The sequence below is a fragment of the Psychrobacter piechaudii genome, assembly GCF_900162825.1.
Classification (GTDB): Bacteria; Pseudomonadota; Gammaproteobacteria; order Pseudomonadales; family Moraxellaceae; genus Psychrobacter; species Psychrobacter piechaudii.
Map to the genome: position 1 here is coordinate 1 of NZ_FUGE01000108.1, position 5,223 is coordinate 5,223.

Consider the following 5,223-nt stretch of genomic DNA (forward strand, 5'->3'; position numbering starts at 1 on the left):
GGTAGAGCGGGTTTGCGAATAAGAGGATGGACTTGTGCTGAGTGTGGCACATGGCATGATAGAGATATCAATGCTGCTAAGAACATCCTTGCGGTCGGGCTTGACCGTCTAGCTGTAGGAATCCCCTCGGTTTAGCGAGGGGAGGAGGTCAAAGCTGATGTCTTAATAATAGAGCCGTCTTTTATCGCTTTATATATCTTCGCGGTAAATAGATTTATGACAGCTGCTCTAAAATCTCATCTGGGAAATCCACGTTGGTATGCACGTCTTGTACATCATCCAAGTCTTCTAGCATATCAATCATCTTCATCACTTTTTCAGCATCTTCAAGATTATCGATTAACGCTGTGGTTGAAGGTGACATGGTCACTTCAGCATTGCTAGACTCAAATCCTGCTTCGGTTAAGGCGTCTTTAACGGCACCAAAGTTTTCTGGCTCAGTGATAACCAATAAGCTTTCCCCATCATTTTCTATATCAACCGCGCCAGCGTCTAAGGCCACCATCATAATGTCATCTTCTAATGACACATCATCGAAGATAATCTCACCACGTTTGGTGAAAAGATAGGCCACTGAACCTGAAGTTCCTAAGTTACCATCAAATTTAGTAAACGCATGACGTACTTCACTCACGGTACGGTTTACGTTATCGGTCATGGTTTCAACTAATACCGCCACACCGCCAATACCATAACCTTCATAAGTCAGCTCATCCATTTCGCCGCCTTCAGAGTTACCGGCGCCACGCTCGATTGCACGTTGGATGGTGTCTTTGGTCATGTTGGCTGACAGGGCTTTTTCTACTGCTGCCCGTAAGCGAGGGTTGGTTTCTGGATCTGGTTCACCTTGCTTAGTTGCTGATACAAGCTCACGAATAATTTTGGTGAAGATTTTGCCACGCTTGGCATCCTCTTTGGCCTTCTTGTGCTTAATATTTGCCCATTTAGAATGACCTGCCATAATGTGTTTATCCTTATCAATTACGTTAAACAAATTAATTGTCAAATACGACGTTAATTTTATAGTGGCTTAAAGGCTGTATGGTTGTAGAAATAGGCCAACCACAGCTGCTTAAAGCCGCTGAGCTAAAGATTTATAAAACTTGGGATTATAGGCTGATTAGACTTCTTTTCTAAAGCTAGCTAATTATAGCAGAAATATCTATTTTGATTTCAGTCCTAGTTTAGAACCGATAAAGCTATAAAGTGAGTGACTAAAGGCTACCACATTACCGATAATATTCTGTATATTAAATTAACTGTGGCTGAAACAAAGTTAAGGGAATAGGTAACATTGTTAATTGAATCACGTATAATGAGTCTCCATTATAGACTAGCTACCCGTATTTATGAAAAAACTATCCTCAAATACGCTAAATCACTTACGTGATCGTATCCATATTATTATTGAAGGAACGGATACGCCTTTAGGTAAGTTATTTGATATTGTTCTGCTGATTGCCATTGCTACCAGTGTGGCAGTGGTAATGCTCGATAGTGTGCTGTATCTACGATTGCAATTCGGTACAGTCTTCTTTTATGCAGAATGGTTCTTCACCATTTTGTTCACTATTGAGTATTTACTGCGACTGTTTTCGGCGCCAAACCGAGTACGTTACGTTTTCAGCTTCTTTGGTATAGTGGATTTACTGTCAGTATTACCAAGCTATCTAAGCTTAATATTCGGTGGGGTTCAATACCTGATCGTGGTTCGTATCCTGCGTATCTTACGGGTATTTAGGGTTCTTAAGCTCAAGTCTTACATGCAGCAAGCGGGTTTTTTGGCCGCAGCGCTTAGAACCAGCCAGCAAAAAATTACGGTTTTCTTCCTGTCGCTGGTGCTGCTGGTTATGATTTTCGGCTCAGTCATTTATGTGGTCGAAGGACCGGAGAATGGCTTCACCAGTATCCCGGTATCTATCTACTGGGCGACGGTTACGCTGACCACGGTAGGTTACGGGGATATGTCACCCAAGACCCCTTTAGGTCAGTTTATAGCGACCATGGTGATGATGACCGGTTACTCCATTATTGCGGTACCAACTGGTATCTTTACCTCAGAGCTTGCCAAAAGTATGCGACCTCAGTTGCACCCAGTCACTTGCCCTAATTGTGGTAAGTTTGGTCATGCTGCTGGTGCTCAGTTTTGTGATCGATGTGGTCACGAGCTACACATTTAATTTTCGGTTATAATTTACAGACACTGCTGTCTTAATCTCTTTATGGGTTAAATAAAATAACAATGCCTAATCTACTAAGAAAGTCTTTTAATGTTGTCAATCGTGTCCGCCACACTGCCAGTGTTGCCGGGTTATCCGCGTTAAGGGTTGCCAAAGGGGAGCGGCCTGATGCAGTGATGTTACGTGAGACCTTTGAGCAGTTGGGCACTACTTATATCAAAATTGGTCAGTTTATTGCCAGTACACCCTCGTTGTTTCCCCGTGATTATGTGATTGCTTTTCAAGGGTGTCTCGATCAAACCACGCCTTTGCCTTATAGCTACATTGAGCAAGTGCTAAAAGAAGAGCTGCTAACTGAGGGTCAAAGCTTAGAAGATTTATTTAGCAAAATTGACAAAGAGCCTTTGGCGTCGGCCAGTATTGCTCAGGTACATGCGGCGACTTTGCCTGATGGGCGAGAAGTGGTGCTAAAAGTCCAAAAACCTGATGTTGAAGTCATTATGCAGACCGACCTTGGTGTGCTGCACGGCGTTACCAAGCTTATGGAAAAACTAATGCCACAAATGCGCTTTGCGAGTATCTCACCTATTATCGATGAGATTCGTATTCGGATGATGGCGGAGACAGATTTTATTGCTGAAGCGTCCAATATCCGAGATTTTCAGCAATTCTTGCAAATGACGGGTAATACCAAGGTAGTGGCGCCAGAAGTGGTAGAAGAGCTCACTACCAAGCGGGTACTAACCATGAGTCGTCTGCATGGTATTTCTATGGTAGATGAAGTGGCAATGCGTCAATATTGTGACGATCCTGCCCAAGTCATGGCCGATACTTTAAATACTTGGTTTGCAAGCCTTATGTTCTGTAACAGCTTCCATGCTGACTTACACGCGGGTAATCTGATGCTGTTAAAAGATGGCCGAATCGGCTTTATCGACTTTGGTATCGTCGGTAAGCTTGCACCAGAGAGTTGGCAGGCGTGTATGGGAATGATGCAAGCATTGCAAGACAATGATTATGTCACTATGGCCAGTTGTATGGTTGATATGGGAATGACCCATGAGCGCGATAAGGTCGATCAAGCGCAGTTGGCTGGCGACTTGGCTAAGATGATTACCCGTATTATGGCTGAAGATAAGACCTATACCAGTGGTAAGCCCTTTAATAGCAAAGAGCAGGCCGATGAGCTTAACAAAATGATGCTAGAGATTGTCGAGGTCGGCAAACGTCATGGCATCCATTTCCCTCGTGATTTTGCCTTATTGACCAAGCAGATGCTTTATTTTGACCGTTTTATGCGCACTTTAGCCCCTGATATGGATATGTTTAGTGATGCCAGGGTGAGTCTATTAGGCAGTGACTTTAAGCAATAAAAGCTAAGCATTACAAGCTGAGCAATAATAAACAATACATATTTGCGATTTGAGTAAACACTTAACAATAAGTGGTGGTTATGATAACAAAATTACCTCTATGGATTTTAATCGGTGGAGCGGTTCTAGCCTTTAGTGCTGGCTGTGTAAATATTATCGCTTTAAGTGGCTTTACCAATCTTTCTGTGTCCCATGTGACTGGTAACGTTAGCCTCTTTTCTTCCGCCATTGCTCGATTTGATTGGCCCGCTATATTTTTTATTGGGGCCTCGTTACTTTCCTTTTTGGCAGGCTCGATATTAAGTGGCTACCTAATTGGCCAGCGCTCGTTAAAGCTGGGTCGTCGTTATGGATTGGCTTTATTTATCGAGGCCAGCTTATTGTTTTGTAGCTTCTTGTTGTTCTTTCAGCACGACTATCTGGGTCAGCTTTTGGCAGCGATGGCTTGTGGTCTGCAAAACTCGATGGTAGCGACTTATAGTGGGGCAGTAATACGTACCACGCACTTAACGGGTCTTACTTCAGATATGGGGGCGGCCATCGGCAACTGGCTGGCGGGTCGTCCTGTCAATAAAATGATGCTTGGTTTTCAAACCATCATTTGGTATAGCTTCTGCGGCGGTGGTGTGGTTGGGGCCTTTGGCTACTTTGCACTAGGCTATACCGCAATGCTAATACCTGTGGGTATTGTCTTGGCGGCAGCCTTAGTTTATCAAATCACCTCCAATAGACTGCCTGAAATGCGTGAGGAATAAGCCTATTTTGGGCGGGCGGGCTTTAGCTTACATTAGCTGAGCTTGCCACAGCTTTATGGCAAAGCCGATAAACAGTAAACCTACCAAACTCATGCTTAGCACGATCAATAAAGGGTACCGGTTAAACCTTCTAGCCAGACCCTGACCAGCGAAGGCCAGAACGCTTAAATAAGCAAAGCTAATACACTGCAAAATTACTGCCAATAATAAAAAGGACAGTAGTGGGTGCTCATAGCTTGGATCAACAAACTGCACAAAAAAAGATAAGAAAAACAAAATAGCTTTGGGGTTGGTCAAGCTTAGTAGCATGGCCCGATAAAAGTAGTTTTGATGAGTAGCCGGGACAGTAAGCTTGGGCGTGGCTTGCGCCAATATCATACGCTGAGAAAAAGTATGATAAGCGCCGATTAATAGCTTTACCCCAAGATACATCAGATATAAGCCACCAATTAACTTAATGGCATTAAATAAAGAAGGGTAGAGCTTTAATAAGCTACCTGCGCCAAACACGGTGACTAAGATTAAGATACCATCGCCAACGAAGATGCCAGCGATGGCACGATAGCCTTTGCCAATACCCTGTGCAGCCGCTACCGATAAGCAATAAAGGCTATTGGGGCCGGGTAATAATATAATGGCGATGGTGCCAAGAATATAAGCCGTAAGGTCAGTTATCCCGTACATGAAGGCTCCTAACGCCTAAAGTTTAACAAATCGTGCGTAATTCTCCACCTATAATCTTTGATTTAGATGGAGATGTCAGCACGGGCGAGCTGGTCAGGGCGCTCTTGTTTTTCGATATATTGCCTAATTGTATCAATAGTAGCACCAACAGTGCTCAGCAAACAATATGCTCTAGTCCAAAGTACAGGCTTCGAGTAAAACGTTGCCAAATGCTTCGCAAATTCCTTTCTC

Annotated in this window: 7 protein-coding genes; 4 read left to right on the top strand and 3 right to left on the bottom strand. The window is 43.6% G+C overall.

From position 1 onward, the window contains the following. Positions 1-135: zinc ribbon domain-containing protein (locus A1019T_RS05250; RefSeq protein ID WP_143513965.1), on the top strand; the 135-nt coding region annotated here is incomplete at its 5' end. Positions 136-214: 79 nt separating this feature from the next. On the opposite strand, the gene A1019T_RS05255 is transcribed toward A1019T_RS05250, so the two are convergent. After that, on the bottom strand, positions 215-961 hold the full coding sequence (locus tag A1019T_RS05255; RefSeq protein ID WP_077447628.1) for a YebC/PmpR family DNA-binding transcriptional regulator: 747 nt from the start codon (positions 959-961) through the stop codon (positions 215-217). A gap of 388 nt (positions 962-1,349) precedes the next feature. On the opposite strand from A1019T_RS05255, the gene A1019T_RS05260 reads away from it, so the two are divergent. The 3 genes from A1019T_RS05260 to A1019T_RS05270 all read left to right on the top strand — a co-directional run bounded on the left by A1019T_RS05260 (position 1,350) and on the right by A1019T_RS05270 (position 4,308). Beyond that, positions 1,350-2,180 carry an ion transporter gene (locus A1019T_RS05260; protein ID WP_077447629.1) on the top strand — a complete coding sequence of 277 codons (831 nt, stop codon included), beginning with the start codon at positions 1,350-1,352 and terminating at the stop codon, positions 2,178-2,180. Positions 2,181-2,242: 62 nt separating this feature from the next. Next, on the top strand, positions 2,243-3,553 hold the full coding sequence (locus tag A1019T_RS05265; RefSeq protein WP_077447630.1) for an ABC1 kinase family protein: 1,311 nt from the start codon (positions 2,243-2,245) through the stop codon (positions 3,551-3,553). An 80-nt stretch (positions 3,554-3,633) separates the two neighbouring features. After that, positions 3,634-4,308 (top strand): YoaK family protein, encoded by a 675-nt coding sequence (locus tag A1019T_RS05270; protein ID WP_077447631.1) that lies wholly within the window; start codon positions 3,634-3,636, stop codon positions 4,306-4,308. 27 nt (positions 4,309-4,335) lie between these two features. On the opposite strand, the gene leuE is transcribed toward A1019T_RS05270, so the two are convergent. Both leuE and A1019T_RS13990 read right to left on the bottom strand, forming a co-directional pair. Next, positions 4,336-4,992, bottom strand: coding sequence for a leucine efflux protein LeuE (leuE, locus tag A1019T_RS05275; RefSeq protein ID WP_077447632.1), 657 nt, complete (start codon positions 4,990-4,992; stop codon positions 4,336-4,338). 62 nt (positions 4,993-5,054) lie between these two features. Further along, positions 5,055-5,223: transposase (locus tag A1019T_RS13990; protein ID WP_208608036.1), on the bottom strand; the 169-nt coding region annotated here is incomplete at its 5' end.

Coding starts and splice junctions, on each gene's coding strand:
- leuE (WP_077447632.1), bottom strand. CDS start 4,992: ATGTACGGGATAACTGACCTTACGGCTTATATTCTTGGCACCATCGCC.
- A1019T_RS05255 (WP_077447628.1), bottom strand. CDS start 961: ATGGCAGGTCATTCTAAATGGGCAAATATTAAGCACAAGAAGGCCAAA.
- A1019T_RS05265 (WP_077447630.1), top strand. CDS start 2,243: ATGCCTAATCTACTAAGAAAGTCTTTTAATGTTGTCAATCGTGTCCGC.
- A1019T_RS05270 (WP_077447631.1), top strand. CDS start 3,634: ATGATAACAAAATTACCTCTATGGATTTTAATCGGTGGAGCGGTTCTA.
- A1019T_RS05260 (WP_077447629.1), top strand. CDS start 1,350: ATGAAAAAACTATCCTCAAATACGCTAAATCACTTACGTGATCGTATC.